This window comes from Lysinibacillus sp. FSL K6-0075, from assembly GCF_038592945.1.
Lineage (GTDB): Bacteria > Bacillota > Bacilli > Bacillales_A > Planococcaceae > Lysinibacillus > Lysinibacillus fusiformis_F.
Window position 1 is genome coordinate 2,708,909 of sequence record NZ_CP151947.1, and the last position, 20,843, is coordinate 2,729,751.

Here is a 20,843-nt window from a genome sequence, read left to right on the forward strand (position 1 = left end):
AATAAAAATAACGCTAAGCTATACTTGCGTTTCTCCTTCGTCTAGCTTCTTATAAACAACATCACGTAAATTAGATAAATTAGGTACTTGCTCACGCTTGTCAGGATTCGCTTTTACAAAATTGCACCAAATTCCGACTAAGCCGCTGTTTTCATTAAACATTACTGTCACCTCCTGGTAGTGACATAGCAATCAATGTGGAGAGCTCCATAATGGCATTCTCTTGTCCTTCTAGACGTTGTTCTTGCATTGCCATATAAGATGACATTTCCATCATGCTACCGAGTATCAATTTATTTTCTTGCTCTAATCGAGTAACCTTTTCCTCTGCCGTTTCCTCCACTCCGAATTTTTTCATTGCATCCATAGTTCCGTCTGGATTATGTACTTTGTGCTCAAATGGCATTTAGTCAACTGTCCCTGATATCCGTGCTTGCTTTGGGAATTTTCGTTCGGCTCTTAAAGCTTTTCGTTCAGCTACATCTGATGAATCCGCCATTTTTTGATCATACTCGGTAATCACTTCGTCTACTTTTTCTACCATCTGGGCGAGCTCTTCTACTGCTAATTCTTCTACATTTTCTCGTTCAATTTCGGGTATAATTTCTTTTTCGAGTAGCTCATTGTATAACTGGTTTGATTTTTCAATTAATCCGTTATGATATTTCTCGATGGATTTTTTCCACACGAAAGTAAATTTGTTCGCATTGGCCTCGATCTTTGTTCCATCAATAAAAATAGCTTCCTGATCAATTAATTCTTCTTGGACCAACTGGCAACGGAATTGGACGAAACATTGGCGGATCAACTCTTTCATTTCTGGTTGAACACGGAAACGGTTGATCGTGCGGTAGCTTGGTTCATACCCTTGAGCTAGCCACATCATCCGAAGGCTATCTTTTAATAGAGCTTCAATTTTACGCCCTGAAAAGACAGATTGTGTATAAGCACATAAGATAATTTTAAGCATCATGCGTGGATGGTAGGCGTGACAGCCTTCATTTCGAAGGAATGGTTCAAACGCTTCAGGCGAGATACTTTCAACTAAATGGTGGACATGGAAGGCAATATCATTTTTTTGTAATGTTACTTCTAAATCTAAAGGCAAAACTAATTGATTCATGTTATAATTTTTAAACATAAGGATCCTTCTTTCTGTATAATTTTGTTGTGGTGACTTAATTTTATCAGAAGTGATCCTTATTTTTTTATGAAAAAAGTTAAAGCCTGTGAAATTTTACTGATCGTAAAATTTCACAGGCTTTTGGATTTAGAGGTGGGTTTTGTCCCAGCCTCTTCTTACGATTAGTCAACTTTATTTAATGAATAATTTATATTTTTATGAGTGTGAAGTGGTGAGGGATATCCCTCATCACTTCACACTCATTTTTAGATACGCCAAAAAGACCTGACGATTTTTATTTTTTTCGAAAGGTCATTATGATATAGTTCTATGTAGGTGATTACGATTTCTGAGCTGGTAGTGCGGACTCATAATCGTAAAGAATGCCACGCGTCAGTAACTGAAATGTCACTTTCAGAAACTTATTGATGCAGGCGATGATCGCAACCTTATGAGGCTTCCTCTGAGGTTGCTTTTTTAATTTGTAGTAATAGTCCACAAAATGATTCGGTTTTCCTTTAGCCATAAGCATTGCGCACACCATAAAATATAAAATCTTTCGTAAATGTTTGTTTCCTCGTTTATTAATTCTGTCTCGATATTGCATATTCCCAGACTGGTACCGCATAATATCAATGCCTGCGTAAGCGTTCAGTTGTTTCGCATTTTGAAAGCGGTGGATGTCACCAATCTCTCCAATTAATCGGCACGCCGTTGAATCGCCAATTCCAGGAATCGATCGAAATACTAGATATTCTTTTCGTCCTTCCGACAATTCCACCATCTGTTTCACAAGCGTATCTTTCTTCTCTTGTAAATCCGCAATGCGAGCTGCGTAATCTCGTGCTTGATCACAACGAATATCTGTTGGTTTAATCGCGGGGTAACTATTTTCAGCTGCTTCTAATAATGTAATAGCTTTAGCCTCCGCACGCATTAGCGAGAGGTTTTTTCGCGTATTGGCCTTTAAACGATTTTTAATCATCGTTTTTGAATGGGCTTGTAAAAGTGCGGGGTGTGGATAGAGTTGTACAATATTTAAAAATAGTGCTGAACTCGGTGTAATCAGCTTTTCTAATTCTGGAAAACTCAGCTGTAAAATGGCATGCATTCTACTTTTGAGTAAAATGATTTCTTCATCAATTTCATCGTAGTAACGAGTCAGTGCACGCATCTGTTCATAATAATCGTCTTGTATGTACGTTATTTCGCGTTCCATTTTAAAATGAGTCTTCGCAAGTTCATGGGCATCACTAATATCGGTTTTATGACGACGCATCGTTGCCATCTGTAAATTCGCTTCAAGTGGATTCATGCGGCAGTATGCGTAGCCGTAATCTTTGAAAAATGCTTCGATAGGTTTTGAATAGGTACCTGTTGCTTCAAATACGATAGCTGGTGCTTGTCCATCTTGTTTTGACATCTCTACTATTCGTTCGTGTAATCGCTCAAAATCACCGCGTGTATGAAGTAGCACACCTTCGAATTCACATTGGCGGTGACCATCATAAATCGCAACAGTACTTTTTCCTTTACTGACATCTAACGCAATGACATGTTTCATCTCATTCTTCTCCTTTTGACCAATCATAGAAGCCTTCACAGTACCTTATCGATTCCACTTTCTTATACACGATCTCTTGGACCCAACATACTAAACTGATTCATATAAGGGCATGAAGTTAGCCGGTTTAATATACGGACTCACAAATGGTCCCAGAGGCTGGTCGGCTTTTCTTCACTTCTACTATAAAAAAATAGTAGCACAAACCATGGCCTTGGTTTGTACTACTAATGTTAGTATGTTTAAGGTATTTCAAGTTCTTTTGAATTTCTATCAATTAAAAATAAAGGTCCAAGTTATAGTGCCAGATGCCCCATTGCTACCAGTGTAAGTAAAAGTAATATCGACCGTTCCAGTTGATACTTTGTTCACATCCAAATACACATGTCCAGAAGGATTTGGTCCCCAAATGGATACCGTAGCAACGCCAGGGTCACTACTAACAGGATTTGAATAAGTTGCTGTTGTTCCATTAGAACCAGGTAATGCAACTGTTAAATTCACATTCGTATAGGATGCAAATGGCCCATGTACAGATTCGTCTTCGAATGGTGGTGAGATAATTACATTTGGTACGCTATTCTCGTCTTATACCTTCTCTTTATTTGGCTTTATAACGAGCCTTCACCGCACGGGCGACTTTCATCGCATACGGCGATCCGTCAGCGATAGATCTTTAAAATTTATTTCCCCAGTTCTAGTATATTCTATCAACATTAAAATTAGGTTAAAATATTTTCGACATAAAAATTAATGTAACCATGAGAAGCATCGAAATTCAGTAACACGTAACTGTTGCCCCTCTCGAGTGCTCTCATAACGTATAATAATAACCCTCCATAATCAGTATGAAAAGCAATATAAAAAACACTCTCTTGTGAAAGTGCAAAAAGAAACCATCTAATCTAAAGGTGAAGTTAAAAAAACTAAAATGGTATTACTGTAATTGTGTATTGCTTTAAATCACCGTTTTCAGCAGTAACTTCTAACACATTGTTAATAGTTAAAGTGTCTGTAGGAGATCTCGGTGTATTACTCCCAGTAGTACTTTCTCCTGCACTAAACACTTTTAATGTTTGTGCAGTGTGACCTTTTAATATGTAATCTAAAAATGCCTGAACCTGCATTGTCGTTGTAATTGCCATAACGCTACCTGAAATAGTTCCATTTATATTATCGATGTTATATGCTGGTCCCATACCAGGAAACATTACAGGTGGTGTCATTACCATATTTGAATATACAGTGACTGTGCTATCTAATGTCACGCTATTCTCGTCTTATCCTTTTCTCTATCTTAGGTTTATAACGAGCCTTAAACGTACAGGTCACTTTCATGGCATACGGCGATCCGTCAGCCATAGACTTAAATTTAATTCCCAAATGCTAGTATATTCTTTCTACGTTAAATTTAGGTTAAAAATATTTTTGACATAAAAAATAACGTAACTATGAGAGCATCTTGGTTCAGTACATTGTATTGTTGCCAATCTCGGTTGGTCTCACAGCATAAGAAAAGCACCCTTGAGTAAGAGTGCAAAAGAAACCCCATCAAAAGGTGAGGCTTTAAAATTACCCATTAATAAATATTCGGTTATTACGTGTAGTATCTACATTTAAATTGATATGATATTTTTTGTTTGGATTTGAAATACTTTGAACTACAACAGCGAAATTATCTTGTGCAAAAGTTGCAAAATTGTTGTCAACATTCACATCAAATGTAAGTGTATGTTCATTCTTAACCGTTACAGTAACACCCTCATTAGGCCCAGTGAAATAGGATGCACCATCAAATCCTGATTCAGCCCCATCAAACTCGACATAAACAATATAATCCGTTCCACCAATTGAAGTTTCTTTATAAACCTCTTCTGAGTTGAAACGTTTAATAGTATTTCCATACGTTCTATATACTGCCTGTTCAGGTGCTATTGCCTCATTAAGCGTTATTTTGTTTCCAATAACAGTGTAGAGGGCTTTCATCTTGGGAATCACAACATTATGTTGAGTTAAATAAAGGATTTACAATTTCCTTCAATTCAAATATTGATATTTCTACTATTTTGGAAATTAATATTTACATTAAAAGTGTGTATGGAGAAAGCATACCTTTAAAGTTCATCACCGATAGAGATTCAGATATGCAGACAAGCAAAGTTACAATTGCACCCGTAGGAAGTTATAGCCCAGAAAGCACTTATACGCTATATATAAAAGATATTATTTCTAAAGATGGTCAAATTTTGAATGAAAATGTAAAAATGCAGTTTACAACAAAATAAACAACAATGATATTATCCCCTTTAATTAGACAATGTTAAAAAATCTACAGTACGCTGTAGATAAACATTTTACGAAAAGGGAATTTTTCTGTGTCGAGAAAAAATAATACGTATTCAAATGAATTGAAGTTAGAGATTGTACAAGCTTATTTAACTGGCAATGAAAGTATTGCGGATCGATATGAGATTCGTAATGTGTCTCAAGTAAAAGCTTGGGTGAAGAAATATAAAGAAGTAGGATCAATCGAAGCCTTTAATCGTATCACAGCTACAGGTTCTGGCGCGAAAGGTGTGAAAAATCAATTAAAAGGAAAACGTGTCCACTTTAAAAATGGCGTAGAAGAACGTGATTACTATAAGGCACAGGTCGAATACTTAAAAAAGTAGTATCCAAATCTGTAAATGGAGGAATGCCTACTTATCCAGATCGTTATCGAATTATTGAAGAAATGAAAGATCGCTATCCCATTACGAAGCTTACTGAAATGGCAAAGTTGGAACGTTCAGGCTACTATAAGTGGCTTAAAAATGGCAAGATATCGTTACGTAAACGTGATGATATTGTTTTAATAGAATATCGACACCAGATGGCTGCATAGTTTTTTTAAGCTGTCTACTTGACAGGGGTAAGTCCAGAAGGCAATGATTAATAAAGTTTCTTTGTAAGAAAAAACCCCACCTAATTAAATGTGAGGTTTATCTTATACAGATCTAAATAAAATCTCTATGTCTTAACATGTTAATTTAAATCTTTAGGACCAGTTGATGAATTAGAGTTCATAGGAGTACCATGTACATTAAATATAGTATTTTCCCCAGCCACACTAATTATTATTTGATCATTCTCATCAGGCGTTCCTGTCAGAGTGAAGAAAACACGAACTTCTGATTCGCCACCTGTTAGTGGAGTACCTTCATTTGGCTTCTCTACATGGGTAATAGTAATTCCTGTAATACTTCCATCGCCACCATTATTATACGTAGCTACTAAATCATTACTATCTATCGGTGTAAGTCCATCACTGGCACCGTAGACTCCTTCGCTAAAGTAAAGGCGTAAATTACCAGTAGACTGTCCAGTCCCATGAAATACAATTGCAAAAGTGATTTCAACATTGCTATTCTCGTCTTATACCATAAGGCTTTATAACGAGCCTTCACCGCACGAGCGACTTTCATCGCATACGGCGATCCGTCAGCGTTAGATCTTTATACTTATTTCCCCTACCCCATCATAATTACAAATTTAAAGTTAATCAATAGAATCACGACAAGATAAAGAAATCTTAACGTACCCTTTCATTATTCACTTCACCACCGAATGACTTTGTTCCAAGTACTTCATTATTACCGCCCCCTATCCTTTGCCCTTTTTTCATGAGAAGCATTGAGAATCAGTAGCCCTTCTCCATAGCTCTCATAGTTTGATTACATTTGAAATTAATTTAAAATTTCTTTCTAAAGTATATAGGGATAACCTTCTAGAAGATGTTCAACCCAAATATTCACAAAAAGATATAATTTTTCATAAAACAAGATCAAGAAACGGACATATTGGACTTAATCCAATAACATCCAAAGTACTATAGCTTTAATGAACACCTAAAAACGCCAGTTATTCGATTAACTTGGCTTTTTAATAATCTGGCTTAGTGATTTCATTGTACTGTTGAGGTGTAATCACGCCAAACGGATTGGCCCCGTTTTAACTGCAATTCGTAGTTGTTCAGCTGTTACCCACTTAAACATGAATGCAATTTGCCGAAATTCCATTACTTCCCACCACTTTTCCATTGAAATGACATCTAATTTTAGTTGTATAAGCTGTGAGCCAAGGTTGTGGAAGGCAAAAATAAACCCCACCTAATTTAAAGGTGAGGTTTAAAAAAACTAATTTGGTATTACTGTAATTGTGTATTGCTTTAAATCACCGTTTTCAGCAGTTACTTCTAACACATCGTTAATAGTTAAAGTGGCTGTAAGAGATTTCGGTGTATTACCCCCAGCAGTACTTTCTCCTGCACTAAATACTTTTAAAGTTTGTGCAGTGTGCCCTTTTAATAGGTAACTTAAAAATGCCTGAACCTGCATTGACGTTGTAATCACCATACCGCTACCTGAAATAGTTCCATTTATATTATCGATGTTAAATGCTGGTCCCATACCAGGAAGCATTACAGGTGGTACAGGTGGTGTCATTACCATAATTGAAGATACAGTGACTGTGCTATCTAATGTCATGCTATTCTCGTCTTATTCTTTACACTAACTTAGGTTTATAACGAGCCTTCACCGTACAGGCGACTTTCATCGCATACGGCGATCCGTCAGCGTTAGATCTTAATACTTATTTCCCCTATCGTCATCATATTTCCAAATAAATAGTTAATCAATAGAATCACGACAAGGTAAAGAAATCTTAACCTTTTACAATAAAAATAGCACTATTTGATACAGTGAGTTTCTAGATCTTGAAGCATATAAACATTGCCGCACACATATCTGTGGAATGCTTTAATTTCAATATATTCACTGTAAGTATAATATCAAAGAATACCGACGCCATTTGGTTTTACTAGATATAAATAGACTTATGTTGAACTTCCAGCAGCTTCTTCAATAAATAAAGCCAATCCATAATTAGTAACTTCCGTTAAACCAGTAAATTCAATTTCACTGATTTTATCACCTATTATAGCTTTATTCCCTGAACTTAATGCAATCATTAACATTAAAATCTTTCCCTTGTTTAACTAAGTCTATATGCGGTGCTTCCATACCAGGTGGTATAAGTACATAGTAAAGTGTTACATTTTAATCTACTTTAACATTTTATTGAAACGAAAAAGGTGTAGACGGTGGTGGAATGATACCAAAGTTAGGAATATCAATTATTGGTGCAGTTACATCTACTGTTGGTTTGCTATACTCGTCTTACACACATATGTGCTTGCGGATTCGAACCTTCACAGTACAAGCGACTTTCATCGCATACGGCAACTCATCACTAAAGATTTTAAACACTTATCTCCCCAATAAAGAACACACCACAATTTTCTGTTAATTTCCCACGTCTGTTGATTAACTAGTTTTTACCATTAAAATCTAATAAAAAAGAGAGATTCCATGTAAAATGTAAGTTACCACACAAACTTTTACGAGGAGGAATCTCTCATGGCTAAGAATACCACGATTTTCACACTACTTCAAAACTTTATTTCACAAGAAGAAATCAATGGGATTCTAGCTGATCTTCAGTTTGAAGATACGGCTCGTAAATGTGATGTACCAACGCTTTTAAACTACTTGGTTGGCGCTGCTACATTTGAATGGAAAAGTTTACGCTACGCTGCGGATGTTGCACCAGTGCAAGGCTTGAAATCAGTGGATTATTCCACATTTTCAAAACGTTTAGGCGAACTAAATTATCTCATCGTCAAACGTATTTTTGAGCTGATTGTCAGCCGATTAAACTGAGCTGCGAGACGCTCACTTAAACTAAAAAAAGAGCTACTGGCGATTGATTCAACAACGATTACTGTCGGGAAAAATCGTTTACCTTGGGCGCTGTATCACGGTGAACGTTCAGGTATTAAACTACATGTCAGCTTCACCAATCAAACAGGAATGCCCCTTCAAATCGTTGAAACAACAGGCCTAAAGCACGATGGTCCTCTTGGTGTCGAGCTGGAAGATAAGCGATTTATTTTAGTAGCGGACCGTGCTTATTTTTCCATTGATAAAGTCGATCGTTATACGACAACAAAACAAGATTTCGTCATTCGTTTAAAGGATAATATTCAATTAAATCGCAAAAAATCGTTAAAAAGAGCAGCCGTTGAAGGGTCAAATATCGTTGGTGATTTCACTTGTACACTCGGTACTGCTCAAAAGCAAACAACGGAACGCCACCGTGTTGTCGAGTTCATCGATTACGAAGGTGCGATTGTACGCGTTGTCACAAATCTTCGTGATGTAACGGCCGAAGAAATCGCCGACATGTACAAGGAACGCTGGGCGATTGAGTCATTCTTTCGCTGGATTAAACAAAATTTAAATGTGCCAGTGCTATTTGGAACGACTAAAAATGCGGTATTTAGCCAACTTTTTTCAGCGTTAATTGCCTATGTGTTACTAAAATTTCTTCATACAGAAGGACACAAGAAAAACAACTGCAGACGCTTATCTTTCGCTGGTTTTACACGCCAGCTTCTTTGCGATACCCTGCCAATTGAATGGCATATCGGTATCAAAGAAATACTCGCCTTTTATTGGAGGCTGAACTAAGTAAATACTGGATGATTTTGGTTAATCAACACGTGTGTTAATTTCCATATTTATTAGACAAAAAAGGTAAATCTAAGACAGCGCATCCATTTCACGCCTAATTTTACTGATTAAGGTCGGTTTATCATTTCAAACACACCCCTCCCCCTCTATTTTTCGCATCCCGTACTCACAAATCACTTTAGCTTCCGTAATTCGTGTATCTATTGTGACACCACAACTTTTATCTCGTACCGTGACCATCTCACTCACGCTGGAGTCTTCATCAATTACTAAACGGGATGTAGTCATTATCTGTCCATCGAGATATACTTCTTGAGCATGTTCAGCAAGGTTTTTTCCCTCTCTTCTCTAAATCCGCAATAACTTTAATAGCTGGACGTGGGTTTCCGTCATCGTCATCCTCCGATATGTCCCTAGCATCAACTAACATTTCATAGAGATCAGCACCCACTGCATCACCTATAGAGATTATTCTTCTCTCTACACAACAGCGAAGTTCTTGTATTCTAGATCACTTTCAGTATATTCAAGTGATTCAATCGTTTCAAACTCTGCACTGAAGATGGCTTGTGGTAGTCCAGTCCGATTGGCTACGAAATTTCTTCCTTCTTGTCTAACGAATACGAATTGTTTATTATGCAAACTAGCTCTATATTCCACCCTAGTCCATGAAGCTCTATTCTTTGAACTTTTCATTTAAAGGACTGTAGCGTGCTTTCTTTTCGAGTGGAGTGCGTCTATTTACCCTTTGTCAGCTGCAGGTACCGATTAATTTGAAGCTCTAACTCTCCTATATCAGACCATGAGATGCTTATTTGGTCTGACGTAAAACGTTCAACTTTACCTAGTAACTTAAAATAGTTCTTAGTGGGATGTTTTGCAAGAGTTCACTTTCTCTTGCATAATAAAAAGCACCCTTATTCGAGAGTGCTCAATCGTTTTTAACTGGTTCTTTTCCAACGAACATAAATGATTTTACTGTCCATCCTGTATTAACAAAAATATCAGTTGCTACTAGCGTTGACATTTGGATGGATAAAATTCTTACTAACTTTCCAAAAAATTAAAGTTCCTGTTTTTTCTTTTTTCACATAAATGTAGCCGCATTTTAAATGGACTTTTTCATCAATCATCTACATTACTCCTTTATTTATCTTTCGACAATAGAAATGATTATCCTATCAACAATTGCAAAATAAAAGCCCTCCACTTACCCGTGGAAGGCATAATTATTTGATATTTAATTTTTAATTATTTATTGCATATTTTTTACTAATGTGCCATAAGGAACTTTACCGAAATGGTGAGGTAAAAGAAAATTAATTAGTTCCTTTTACAGTAAAATTAGTTGATACTGTATAGTGTTCGTACCCATGTTCCATCAAAAAAGTTAATGTCACAATTGTATCAACAGCCGGGCGAGTGACAATACCTGAGTCAGATATAATTCCTGGATTACTAGATGTCCAGGTGAATGTAGAACCGTTGATAGTACCCACAGATGGTAATGTGAGGTCTTGGGTAATGCTAGTTCTGCTATCACCAGGCGATAATAAAATTTTTGCGGCGTTTAAATCTTCCATTATCTCATTCCAGTCTTCAATTATCGCATCAATAATATTAGTAAATGTTGATTGAATAGCATTGTGATCTACATAACCAGCACCTTTGTTATCAATCATATATTGAGCAACAATCTCTAACTCATAATCTTCAAGATTTGAATACATAGCATGCTGCAAATTAAGAACTTGTAAATTTAGTGCATTTAACATATCGGGTATTGTTACTGCATCATTAACTTGTTGGACAGCTTCCTCTAACGTCATGCTATTCTCATCTTATCCTTTTTACTAACTTCGGTTTATAACGAGCCTTCACCGTACGAGCGACTTTCATCGCATACGGCGATCCGTCAGCGATAGATCTTTATACTTATTTCCCCTATCGTCATCATATTTCCAAATTAATAGCTAATCAATAGAATCACGACAAGGTAAAGAAATCTTAACCTTTTACAATAAAAATAGCACTGCTCGGCACAGTGCATTGCTGGAAATTGAAGTCACCCTACTAAAGGGTGAGGTTAGCAAAATTATACTAATGGAGTATGTATTAGATTAATGATATTGATTCCATTTTCTTGACTTGTTCTACTGTCATAAATGGGGATTGCCACATTACCATTACCTTTTAAAAAATTTATTAAGTCTTGAAAATCCTGATTTGAAACCTCTTAACCATTAGCTTTGTAACTAAAATGTTGACCAGTTTGTAAATAGGTAATGGTCGTATATCCCCCCTATGGCAGATGGCTGATCAGAAATATAAATGGCAGCCCATTCATGACCCACACCCCAACCTACCATATAACCTGTAGTACTTGTAACGCTATTCTCGTCTTATCCCTTTCTATCTTTCGGTTTATAACGAGCCTTCACCGTACAGGCGACTTTCATCGCATATGGTGATCCGTCAGCTTTAGATATTTATGCTTTTCTCCCCAAAAAAGAATATCAAGTGAAACTCTCAAAAAATCATAGGCATAACAAATAACGCCTAGCTATGTTATATATATAATTTTCTACATGAAAACACCCCACCTAATGGCGAAGTTTAACTAAACGAATTAATAAGTAATAATCACAATATTAGAATCACCATCTTTAATGCGACATGTTACAACTAACTTAATATGATAGGTAGTGCCAACCATCAATACGAACACCATAACTTAATTCTGTTAATATAGGGCTGATATACTTTACGTTATAATTAGGCCCATCAAATACAGCAACAAGTGTTGAAACAACCCAAGTTAATCCTCCATCGATTGATTGTTGTACCTTCATACTTGTTGAACCTATTGCAGGATTAAACTTGAAAGTTAATTCCTATGGTGATCCGTCAGCGTTAGATCTTTATATTTATTTCCCAACCGTCATCATAATTACAAATTTAAAGTTAATCAAGAGAACCACGACAGGGTAAAGAAATCTTAACGTACCCTTTCATTATTCACTTCACCACCGATTGACTTTGTTCCTAGTTATTCTTTCATTTTATCATCACCTATCCTTTGCTCATTTTTATGAAAATAAAAAGCCATGAGGCGAATCGAGAATCAGTAACTTGTACCGTTGCCCATCATAATTGCTTACATAGCATATAAAAAAGCCCTCCATGTAAGTGGAAGGCAATGTGAAAAAGATAGGTCAATATGACGTATCCTTTATAAAGACTGAATTCTACTATTTATTCAGTTTAATTTAATCCATTAATTTGAAAACAGTTACTTTCTGATAATCAATTAGTGGAACATGAACTTTATTCCTCAAAACTTTTAACATCTTTTCATTTTCCCCATCTACCACAAAGGTAAGATATTTCATTGGTGTTTGCTCTAATTGCAGTAAAATAGCGTGCCAAAACAATGACAAGCTTCTTCCCAATGATTGATATCTTTCTTTAACAAAAAGATTATCATACATTAGCAATTGATTTGTAGATGGTAACACAACACACCAGCCTACTAATTCTTTATGGTAGCGTAAAATCAAACTATTATTCGCAACTGTTTCATAACGAAGTGGATGAAATCTAGTCGGAAACCAAACATTTTCACCTTTTTCAATAAAATCAATCTCTTGTGGTGTTAACTCTTGAATCGAATGAATAGTAAATCCTTCTTTTAAATGATTTCGATTAAAGATGGGTAGTTCTTTAACTTTTAGCACATCTAGTATAAAAACATGCTGAGATATTTCCTTTTTCCATTTATCAGAAGATATATCATAGTTTTGATTAAATTCTACTTCAGATACTTGGACATAGATATCCTTATTACAAGTTCCATATTCAACTGCAAAATGAGCTAACAGTTCTTCTAGTTGCGTATGATGGAGTTTCGTAGAAACAACGATATTTAATGATTTTTCTTGTTCTTCAATTGACCATTCTTGTTCAACGCTTTGTTTATATACCATAGTATTTCACCTTATTCTACCACTGGTGTCACAGATTGTGATTCAACTTCTACTCCATTTACACCTTTTAAGGATCCCTTAGTATATGTTACGTTAGCCACAGTACTCTTTGGAGCGAATTCTACCGTAATATACTCATCATCAATTTGATTTGATGTTTGGGGTAGGTTTGGACGATAAGTATTAAACATTGAACCCATTATTGGATTATAAGAATTATTATTGTCATAAAATTTAAATTCCCCTGGCACTACAGTCGAATCTTTGATAGGGTGTGAAAATTTTATTTCTGCCTTTGTGTACTGATTGTTACTATTCTTAAAGATATTAATGCTCGAAATTTGTGGAGCTACATTGCTGTTCTCGTCTTATACCTTCTCTATCTCAGCTTTATAACGAGCCTTCACCGTACAGGCGACTTTCATCGCATACGGCGATCCGTCAGCATTAGATCTTCAAAACTTATTCCCCAGTTTAAGTATATTCTCTCAAGGTTAAATTTAGGTTAAAAAAATTGAAAAAAGTTTAACGCAAAGCCTTTACCTTATCTAATGTATTGAAGACAACTTCACGTAAATTAGATGATTAGGTACCTATTCACGCTTGTCTGGATTAACTTTTACAAGTTGCTCCAAATACCGACTACCACTGTTTTCATTAAACATCACTTTCACCTCTAGGTAACGACATTGCGATCAACGTAAAAGCTAAATAATAATGGCATTTTACTGACCTTCTAGTCGTTTTTCTTGCATTGCTATATATCATGACATTTCCATCATGTACCGAGTAACAATTTATTCTCTTGTTCTAATCGAGCAGCCTTTTCCTCTACCGTTTCTTCCACTCCGTATTTTTTATTGCACCCATAGTGCCGTATGGATTACGTACTTTGTACTCAAATGGCATTTAGTCCACCGCCCCTGAAATAAGAAGAATTTTTTGATTAAACGTTAAATCTGTACGTGATGGCGTTATTTTGAGGATGATATTTTGTTTCTCTTCAATATTGTGTGTTCGAAAGTCTGATACAGTCTTGCTATTTGTAGTAGAATCTGAGCTTTTCACTTTTTCATTCAGACCTTATGTACCTACTTTCAGAAAAATACTGTTCCAGTTCGTAATTAAAGAGGGATAATTCATTTTAAATTCCATCGCTGTATCTAGGTAAGAAGCATGTTTGCTTCATAAAGTTTAATACATCTAATTTGAATTGAACAGAATAAACTTATTTTGTTCGCTTTCTACATAGCCCCTCTTCACCTAATTCTTTATAGGCACGTATCCATTTTTTTAGTTGAGTTCAACAGGGATACCATATTTAATGGCTAATAATTAATAGCCTAAAGTACCTTCTAAATATTCTTTAACAACTATTATTTTAAATTCATTGCATCTCTATATTTTGCCATATGAAAACACCCCAAATGAACTGCTCCCCAATTGTTAGACACATCTAACAATTGGAGGAGCAGTTTTTATATGGCGAAATATACATCAGAAGAAAAATTACAAGCAGTCCTACGCTACATAGAAGGTAAAGAAAGTTCACATGAAATTGCTAGATTAATTGGAACAGATCACAAAGCGATTCTTAATTGGGTGAAACAATATGAGTATAACGGCGTAGAAGCGTTTATAAAACGATATACAAATTATTCGGCACAGTTTAAACTAGACGTACTAAACTATATGATTGAAAACGGTACGTCCTTACTTGAAACGGCAGCTATCTTTAATATAGCTACTCCTTCTACACTTCGTTTTTGGAAAAAACAATTTGAAACAAAAGGATTCGATGCCCTTCAATCAAAGAAAAATGGGCGTCCATCCATGAAAAAAGAAACAAATAAACAACCAAAACAAGCACCAGTAGAAGGCTCACCAGAAGCACTTCAAGCAGAAATCAATCGTCTACGTATGGAAAACGAGTATTTAAAAAAGTTAAACGCCTTAGTTCAAGCCAAGGAAAAATCACCAAAGAAGACAAAGTAAACGTCATCTATGAATTAAGGCATAAATACTCGGTGAAGGCGCTTGTAGCGTTCGCAGAAATTCCACGTAGCACGTACTATGATTTAGTAAAGAAGATGAATCGTCCCGATCCAGATGCCGAGTTAAAGGCCGAAATTCAAGAAATCTATAAGGAACATGAAGGCCGTTATGGCTATCGTCGCATTCGTGATGAGCTAGCGAATAGTGGGCAAAAAGTGAATCATAAGAAAGTGCAACGCCTGATGAAAGCGCTAGGCTTAAAGTGCATCGTTCGTATGAAAAAATATAAGTCATATAAAGGGACAGTTGGTAAAATTGCGCCTAACATTTTAGATCGCAATTTTACAGCAAAAGCGCCTAATGAGAAATGGGTAACAGATATTACGGAGTTTAAGTTAATTGGTGAAAAGCTTTATTTATCGCCTGTTTTAGACTTATTTAATGGCGAAATTATTACGTATACAATTGGCTCTAGACCTACATATTCGTTAGTTTCAGAGATGGTAGAAAAGGCTTTAGAGCGGTTGCCAGAAGAACACCAGCTCCTCATGCATTCCGATCAAGGCTGGCATTATCAAATGAAACAATATCGCCACGCCCTTCAATCAAGAGGGATTGTGCAAAGTATGTCGCATAAAGGCAACTGTTACGACAATTCTGTCATGGAGAATTTCTTTGGCATCATGAAGTCGGAATTTCTCTATTTAAAGGAATTTAAAAGTGTCGAGCATTTTAAAAAGGAACTGGAAAACTATATAAACTATTACAACACGAAACGTATGAAGGCAAAATTAAAAATGAGTCCAGTGCAGTACCGAACTCATTTTACCCAAGCTGTCTAAACGAAATAACCGTGTCTAACTTTTAGGGGTCACTTCATTTGGGGTTTTTTCTTGTCCATAATTGAAGACCCTTGAGAACCCCTCGCATAGTAAGGTGTTTTCAAAAGATACAAGAAAAAGGACACGTCATAAAGACATGTCCCTAAAAACTTACTTCTTTGTAATACTTAATGATGTAACTTTAGATGGGTCTCCATTTACCAATGTAACTGGACCTAAATAATTGTATACTTGCAAACTCAAAGTATCGCCTGCATTTAGATTTACTGTGACCTTTTTAGTTAAATGATCTGTACCTATTACAGGAGTAAACTCACTATCTACAAGCGGTGCACCATTACATTCCAATCTAGAATATGTCGATGTTGCTGGATTAGTAAGGTAAATATGATATTCAAGTTCATACATCCCTGATTGCTCAATTGTGAAAGTGTCATTCGCTCCATTTATAGACATATTATTTAACTGTTGATTATCCGGTAACGGGACGTTTGTTCCAAAAAATGTTACAGTAATAATAGTGCCAATTGTGTTACTTGCAGAACTCATCATGCTATTCTCGCCTTATCCTTCTTTATCTAATAGGTTTATAACGAGCCTTCACCGTGCAGGCGACTTTCATCGTACACGGCGAACCGTTAGCAGTATGTTTCCCAAAAATATTTCCTCCAAAAAATTTAACAGTTCCATAGAGGGGAAACTGTTAATCACTTTGTATGTTACCCCTTCTTGTACCCTCTTTATCTCTCAATAATATACTAAATATTACCACACAAACTACTTTCATTACATACGGCGACCTGTCTGTGCTAAAACTTAATACTTATTTTCTCGTGAACATCGTATTTTTATTTCTAAAATTAATTACTAAAGATTCACTGTTAGGCATGGTACATTGCTTAGATTTTATTGTAATAAAAAGCTCTTCAATCGAGAGAACAAAAGAAAAGAACGCCCAGATGGACGCTCTAAAAATGTTTTCTTTTACTGTACTATTACTGTCACTAAAATATCTTCGTAGCCTGTTGCTTTAATTGTCCATTCCCATGTACCGTTCATCCCATAAGCATACCCAGGATACTGAAACAACGTACCCACATCAATTTGGAATCTATTTATTATGTTTCCAATATAAGATATTGATTCAATAGTATAAGTAATACTATTGATGGCTGCTCTCCAATCAGGATCATCCGTAAAATTAAACACAACAAGACTATTCATCGGAACTGGTGAAACTGCATTTAAAACTGGCGGTGTCTTTAAAATACCGTTCTCGTCTTATACTTTATCTATCTTTCAGTTTTATAACGAGCCTTCACCGTACAGGCGACTATCATCGCATACGGCGATCCATCAGCGGTAGATATCCAAAACCTACTTTCCCCATTCTAGTATATTCTTTCAATATTAAATTTAGGTTAAAAATATTTTTGACATAAAAAATAACGCTAATCCTATGCTTGTATTTATTCTGAGGGTTCAATTTTATTAACATTTTCATCGTAATATTTTGTATAAATCATCATAATTAACATCCATTCATAGTTTCTCCTGTTACAACTAAATCTTTTGCGTTTAAACCACTGTTTCTACAACTGACTCTTCATCTTATAAGTTATAAACAACTGTATCAGCAATTAGTTTTTAGTCTTGCTGTAAAATGCTCATTTACTTCAGCTCCTTGGTTGGAATTATTATTGTCTGCTCAATAGAAACCTCCAAAATAAAATAAGATAAGATATCACGTAATGTGATCCCCATATAATATGTGTTAACTTGTCATTGACACTGCTGTATCTACTCTTGAAAGTTTCAAACGTAGTTTTTAAGTGCTACTAAATCTAACTGTTTAGTAAAATACAAAATTCTATGGCATAAATTGATAAAAACCTTCTGTAAGAGAACCCACTACCCATTGATTATTTCTCTTTGTAAGTAAAGCATCTTGTACCAACCGTCCAAACTTTCCAGGTACAGAAACCTCACGACTGATTTTCATATTCGTTTCTTTTGGATAAGAGTAAGAATAATAATTATATTCTTGGGACATATCCGTAAAGGTCAAGTTTCTCATAATAATTAAATTAATCATTTCATCTGTGAAGTATGGCTTTAAATACTGTCTTTTTTGAGCGACAGTTGAAATATTTTTTACTTTAGCAATGGCTTCATCCAGCAGCTTATAGCCATCCTCATAGTACAGTGGTTGAGCATATACAACGACACCAAACTGCTCCTCTTCAGAATATAGGCCTGCAACCCGGTTATATTGAGTCCATGTAGTTTTGTACTCTAGCGCATCGCCGATAAATCTGATTGGTAAAAAAATGCTTCCATTTTCCAAAAGTAACGATACATCCATTTGTCGTTGCTCATTATTCACTTTTAGGATCTTGGAGCCAAGTGTCATTTTGATCACTTTCTTACCTTTAATTAAAGTGGCTGTTTTCGTTGTCGCATCCCAGCTTACTTGCGCCTTTATCTTTTCACCTACAGCTCGAATAGGTACGTAAAGTCTTCCGTTTACCACTTTACCATTATAAATCTGATTATCATTTTCACTTGCATATACAGTACTATTCGCTGTACCGAAGTGGCATGTTGCAATAACTACTATTAAACAACAAACTACTAATCTTTTCATTTTACTCAAAATTCATTCAATCCAATCTTTCGTTATTATTCTATTAGGTAAGAGTTTTATTATATATATTCTATCCATTATTAACTAATGGTAAATAATTCTTATGGATAATGACACTACAAAAAAATAGGAGTCGACTTAAATTTTCTTATTCGATTTATTTGTACGACCGTGCTAAAATATATATATGAGTATAAAAAATAAAACAACTAACCAAAAAGAAATGTCATTTATTGAAAAAGCTCGTAGAACTCAAATTATAGAATGTGCCATTGAAACGATCGCTGAAGTCGGTTACGCTCAAGCTTCATTAGGTCAAATTGCAAAACGTGCACAAATCAGTAAGGGCGTTATTTCCTATCACTTTGCGAACAAGGGGGAATTATTAGAGCAAGTAATTTACGAATACTATATGGCATGTCAAGCCTATACTGCACCTCTAATAGAAAATCAACCATCTCCTATAGAAATGCTTAGCGTGTATATTGAATCAAACCTGAGATTCATAGATGAAAATAGGCAACATGTTTTCGCTGTCATTGAAATTGTTTCTAATGAAAGAACTGCTGATGGCAAACTTCGATTTGCGGCGGACCATGATGATACTATTTTTCTTCCCATTGAAAACATACTCACACTAGGAATGCACGAGGGTGTTTTCCGAGAATTCACCCAATTGTCTGCTAGAGTAATGGCGTTAACTATAAGAAATTCCATTGATGGGTTCACCATTGAATTAATGAGAAATCCTCAGCTAAATGTTCAGGAATATACAAGGGAACTGATTACAATCTTCGATAAATCAACTAAAAAATAATAAGTCACACCTGGGGAGGATAGCTATGAACTACTATGAGGTAATTTGCTCTAGTTGTAGAAATAAATTCAGAGTATATGAGGGGTCACTGAGATTCAGACAGTTAAAGGAAAGAACAGATAAGATTTTTCGTTGCGAAGAGTGTTATAGTAAAATTCGTATGGATGCCATTAAAAATTTCTTTAGATAGCTCTTTGAGGCGGCCTACCAAAAAATTGAGGATAATAAAAAGGAATTACGAGTTGAATAAGCACAAGCCCAGACTCCAAATTAATGAGTATCTGGGCTTTGTGGAATAATTTAGGTCTATCTCTACTTAACAAATATACTATCTTCAAATTATTCATTGTTAGTTTTAGGGTATATAATATTACTCCGATCAAGTGCTAAAGATAATCCATCTCCGACCTTATCGAAAACTAAATGAGCATATGAAGCATTTAGAGCTTCCGTACCACGCCAACCATACGTTTTTTCATTCGTATTTTTTGATTCAAACGTTAAACCTTTTCCTCCTAGGATCATACTAACTTGTTCATAGCTCATACCCGATTCTAACTTTTTTAAGTTCTCTACTGTTACTTGAGGGTAATTTGCACTAAACCCACCCTTAGATCTTACTGTGCCGTCATTGTTAAACCATACTGTTGTTTCTATTGAAGAAATATAATATTCACCATAGTTAGAGCCTTGACTATATCCTCCAAACATCCTAATCAAATCCTCTTTGGTTGTTTTTCCAATTTTGATTGCTTCATACTGATCCACCCGATCTAAATCCGCATCAATATAACCCCCTTCGGCCAGGTTTTGAACAACACCTGTTAATTCAGCGCGTGTGACATTGCTATTTGGTTTAAACGTCCCATCTGGATAACCACTAACAATTCCCTTTTCTTGTGCCCAAAGAATGGCATCTTCGTACCACGCACCAGCTTTGACATCCTTAAATGTTCCACTCGCAGCACCTACTGTTACTGTGGCAGCCCCTAATACCATTGCTGTTGTCAATCCTAAAAAAAAGCCTTTGATCGTGTTCTTTTGCATATTCACTTTCCTCTCTTACATACATATATTTTCCACAATTATTGATACTATCATAGATTCGAATATTAATATCTAAACAAATATTGGTAATGTTAGCTAGATAGAACTTTACCACTTCAAGCAATTTTCTAAACTAGCTTCATTATCTATGAGAGTGGAACCATGAATAAATACAAAAATACCCAAGTTCAAAATTAATGGAGCACCTATAGAATTTTGTTATTTTGTTCTCGTCTCAGATTTGCTG

22 protein-coding genes and 2 pseudogenes are annotated in these 20,843 nt (G+C 35.6%); 7 read left to right on the top strand and 17 right to left on the bottom strand.

Translation table 11 applies throughout. The features are described 5' to 3' along the window. Nucleotides 1-18: 18 nt before the first annotated feature. The 7 genes and pseudogenes from MHB65_RS13295 to MHB65_RS13325 all read right to left on the bottom strand — a co-directional run bounded on the left by MHB65_RS13295 (nucleotide 19) and on the right by MHB65_RS13325 (nucleotide 4,673). Nucleotides 19-162, bottom strand: coding sequence for a hypothetical protein (locus tag MHB65_RS13295; RefSeq protein WP_342440650.1), 144 nt, complete (start codon nucleotides 160-162; stop codon nucleotides 19-21). After that, a complete protein-coding gene (locus MHB65_RS13300; protein WP_342440651.1) occupies nucleotides 155-406 on the bottom strand; it encodes a hypothetical protein in 252 nt (83 codons plus the stop codon). The genes MHB65_RS13295 and MHB65_RS13300 overlap by 8 nt, the downstream gene beginning before the upstream one ends. A 27-nt stretch (nucleotides 407-433) precedes the next feature. Then, nucleotides 434-1,141, bottom strand: a pseudogene (locus tag MHB65_RS13305) (transposase); the annotation flags it as partial. A 322-nt stretch (nucleotides 1,142-1,463) separates the two neighbouring features. Beyond that, entirely contained in the window at nucleotides 1,464-2,687 is a 1,224-nt protein-coding gene (locus tag MHB65_RS13310; protein ID WP_342440652.1) for an IS110 family transposase, read from the bottom strand. 273 nt (nucleotides 2,688-2,960) lie between these two features. Next, entirely contained in the window at nucleotides 2,961-3,191 is a 231-nt protein-coding gene (locus tag MHB65_RS13315; protein WP_140423002.1) for a hypothetical protein, read from the bottom strand. 422 nt (nucleotides 3,192-3,613) lie between these two features. After that, nucleotides 3,614-3,919, bottom strand: a complete 306-nt coding sequence (locus MHB65_RS13320; RefSeq protein ID WP_342440653.1) for a hypothetical protein — start codon at nucleotides 3,917-3,919, stop codon at nucleotides 3,614-3,616. 340 nt (nucleotides 3,920-4,259) lie between these two features. Next, nucleotides 4,260-4,673: a hypothetical protein gene (locus tag MHB65_RS13325; RefSeq protein WP_342440654.1), complete on the bottom strand. Its 414-nt coding sequence runs from the start codon at nucleotides 4,671-4,673 to the stop codon at nucleotides 4,260-4,262. 389 nt (nucleotides 4,674-5,062) lie between these two features. Between MHB65_RS13325 and MHB65_RS13330 the strand changes: the two genes are divergently transcribed. From MHB65_RS13330 to MHB65_RS13340, 3 genes are all read left to right on the top strand, one after another. After that, nucleotides 5,063-5,359, top strand: coding sequence for a transposase (locus MHB65_RS13330; RefSeq protein ID WP_342440655.1), 297 nt, complete (start codon nucleotides 5,063-5,065; stop codon nucleotides 5,357-5,359). Nucleotides 5,360-5,382: 23 nt separating this feature from the next. Beyond that, the gene (locus MHB65_RS13335) at nucleotides 5,383-5,571 is read left to right on the top strand and encodes a hypothetical protein (RefSeq protein WP_342440656.1); all 189 of its coding nucleotides are present in this window, start codon (nucleotides 5,383-5,385) and stop codon (nucleotides 5,569-5,571) included. 267 nt (nucleotides 5,572-5,838) lie between these two features. Beyond that, nucleotides 5,839-6,006: a hypothetical protein gene (locus MHB65_RS13340; RefSeq protein ID WP_281114900.1), complete on the top strand. Its 168-nt coding sequence runs from the start codon at nucleotides 5,839-5,841 to the stop codon at nucleotides 6,004-6,006. A gap of 856 nt (nucleotides 6,007-6,862) precedes the next feature. On the opposite strand, the gene MHB65_RS13345 is transcribed toward MHB65_RS13340, so the two are convergent. After that, nucleotides 6,863-7,213, bottom strand: coding sequence for a hypothetical protein (locus MHB65_RS13345; RefSeq protein WP_342440657.1), 351 nt, complete (start codon nucleotides 7,211-7,213; stop codon nucleotides 6,863-6,865). Between the two features lie 350 nt (nucleotides 7,214-7,563). Further along, complete coding sequence (locus tag MHB65_RS13350; RefSeq protein WP_342440658.1) at nucleotides 7,564-7,704, bottom strand: hypothetical protein; 141 nt, start codon at nucleotides 7,702-7,704, stop codon at nucleotides 7,564-7,566. Nucleotides 7,705-8,146: 442 nt separating this feature from the next. On the opposite strand from MHB65_RS13350, the pseudogene MHB65_RS13355 reads away from it, so the two are divergent. Then, nucleotides 8,147-9,259: pseudogene (locus MHB65_RS13355) on the top strand (IS4 family transposase). A 483-nt stretch (nucleotides 9,260-9,742) separates the two neighbouring features. Here the strand turns inward: MHB65_RS13355 and MHB65_RS13360 are convergent. The 4 genes from MHB65_RS13360 to MHB65_RS13375 form a co-directional block, all read right to left on the bottom strand. Beyond that, complete coding sequence (locus MHB65_RS13360; protein ID WP_342440659.1) at nucleotides 9,743-9,904, bottom strand: hypothetical protein; 162 nt, start codon at nucleotides 9,902-9,904, stop codon at nucleotides 9,743-9,745. Between the two features lie 362 nt (nucleotides 9,905-10,266). Then, complete coding sequence (locus tag MHB65_RS13365) at nucleotides 10,267-10,395, bottom strand: hypothetical protein (protein WP_342440660.1); 129 nt, start codon at nucleotides 10,393-10,395, stop codon at nucleotides 10,267-10,269. Between the two features lie 186 nt (nucleotides 10,396-10,581). Further along, nucleotides 10,582-11,091, bottom strand: coding sequence for an immunoglobulin-like domain-containing protein (locus MHB65_RS13370; protein ID WP_342440661.1), 510 nt, complete (start codon nucleotides 11,089-11,091; stop codon nucleotides 10,582-10,584). A 1,440-nt stretch (nucleotides 11,092-12,531) separates the two neighbouring features. Next, nucleotides 12,532-13,248 carry a hypothetical protein gene (locus tag MHB65_RS13375; protein ID WP_342440662.1) on the bottom strand — a complete coding sequence of 239 codons (717 nt, stop codon included), beginning with the start codon at nucleotides 13,246-13,248 and terminating at the stop codon, nucleotides 12,532-12,534. Between the two features lie 1,482 nt (nucleotides 13,249-14,730). On the opposite strand from MHB65_RS13375, the gene MHB65_RS13380 reads away from it, so the two are divergent. Then, nucleotides 14,731-16,085, top strand: a protein-coding gene (locus tag MHB65_RS13380) for an IS3 family transposase (protein WP_342440663.1) whose coding sequence is annotated in 2 segments (ribosomal slippage) — nucleotides 14,731-15,199 and nucleotides 15,199-16,085 — 1,356 coding nt in all. Because the reading frame shifts where the segments join, the coding sequence is not laid out codon by codon here. A 150-nt stretch (nucleotides 16,086-16,235) separates the two neighbouring features. On the opposite strand, the gene MHB65_RS13385 is transcribed toward MHB65_RS13380, so the two are convergent. The 3 genes from MHB65_RS13385 to MHB65_RS13395 all read right to left on the bottom strand — a co-directional run bounded on the left by MHB65_RS13385 (nucleotide 16,236) and on the right by MHB65_RS13395 (nucleotide 18,732). Then, nucleotides 16,236-16,637 (bottom strand): hypothetical protein, encoded by a 402-nt coding sequence (locus MHB65_RS13385; protein WP_342440664.1) that lies wholly within the window; start codon nucleotides 16,635-16,637, stop codon nucleotides 16,236-16,238. A 432-nt stretch (nucleotides 16,638-17,069) separates the two neighbouring features. Further along, nucleotides 17,070-17,294 (bottom strand): hypothetical protein, encoded by a 225-nt coding sequence (locus MHB65_RS13390; RefSeq protein ID WP_342440665.1) that lies wholly within the window; start codon nucleotides 17,292-17,294, stop codon nucleotides 17,070-17,072. A gap of 661 nt (nucleotides 17,295-17,955) precedes the next feature. Beyond that, nucleotides 17,956-18,732, bottom strand: coding sequence for a stalk domain-containing protein (locus MHB65_RS13395; RefSeq protein ID WP_342440666.1), 777 nt, complete (start codon nucleotides 18,730-18,732; stop codon nucleotides 17,956-17,958). Between the two features lie 187 nt (nucleotides 18,733-18,919). Here MHB65_RS13395 and MHB65_RS13400 point away from each other — a divergent pair, with 187 nt between their 5' ends. Continuing rightward, on the top strand, nucleotides 18,920-19,549 hold the full coding sequence (locus tag MHB65_RS13400; RefSeq protein ID WP_342440667.1) for a TetR/AcrR family transcriptional regulator: 630 nt from the start codon (nucleotides 18,920-18,922) through the stop codon (nucleotides 19,547-19,549). Nucleotides 19,550-19,574: 25 nt separating this feature from the next. Next, nucleotides 19,575-19,739, top strand: a complete 165-nt coding sequence (locus MHB65_RS13405; RefSeq protein WP_243456214.1) for a DUF2197 domain-containing protein — start codon at nucleotides 19,575-19,577, stop codon at nucleotides 19,737-19,739. A gap of 149 nt (nucleotides 19,740-19,888) precedes the next feature. Here MHB65_RS13405 and MHB65_RS13410 read toward each other — a convergent pair whose 3' ends face one another. Continuing rightward, nucleotides 19,889-20,596, bottom strand: coding sequence for an S-layer homology domain-containing protein (locus MHB65_RS13410; protein ID WP_342440668.1), 708 nt, complete (start codon nucleotides 20,594-20,596; stop codon nucleotides 19,889-19,891). Nucleotides 20,597-20,843 lie beyond the last annotated feature (247 nt).